At 52.9% G+C, this 594-nt stretch carries 1 protein-coding gene; it reads right to left on the reverse strand.

The annotated features are described in order from the left end of the window. The coding region (locus tag H5158_RS22745; RefSeq protein WP_182740987.1) for an Ig-like domain-containing protein at window positions 1-594 on the reverse strand (594 nt) is incomplete at both ends.

Below are 594 nucleotides of genomic sequence, written 5' to 3' on the forward strand. Positions count from 1 at the left end.
CATCTTCTACAGCATTGATCCGGCCATCAACCTCAATCGGGGTGGCAATCGTCAAGGCATTCGGTGCTGCGTTATCTAAAATCACTGAGGTGCTGGTTGCACTGGAGGTGTTACCCGCCGCATCAGATTGTGTGGCGCTGACGGTGAGCGTGCCATTATTAAAGCTGCTGACATCAAACTCACTACCACTGATAGTCCATGCCCCAGAGCCATCGGCCGTCACAGTCCGTGATAAGTTATTCGCGCCATCGCTGATGGTCACACTGACGCTGGCATTAGCTTCTGCGCCAGAGCCGGTGATCAATACACTGCCATCTTCTACAGCATTGATCCGGCCATCAACCTCAATCGGGGTGCTTATCGTCAAGGCATTCGGTGCTGCGTTATCTAAAATCACTGAGGTGCTGGCTGCACTGGAGGTGTTACCCGCCGCATCACTTTGTGTGGCGCTGACGGTGAGTGTGCCGTTATTAAAGCTGCTGACATCAAACTCACGACCACTGATAGTCCATGCCCCAGAGCCATCAGCCGTCACAGTACGCGATTGGTTATTCGAACCATCGCTGATAGTCACACTGACACTGGCATTGGCTT

The sequence above is a fragment of the Pseudoalteromonas sp. SR45-6 genome, assembly GCF_014163545.1.
Taxonomy (GTDB): domain Bacteria; phylum Pseudomonadota; class Gammaproteobacteria; order Enterobacterales; family Alteromonadaceae; genus Pseudoalteromonas; species Pseudoalteromonas rhizosphaerae.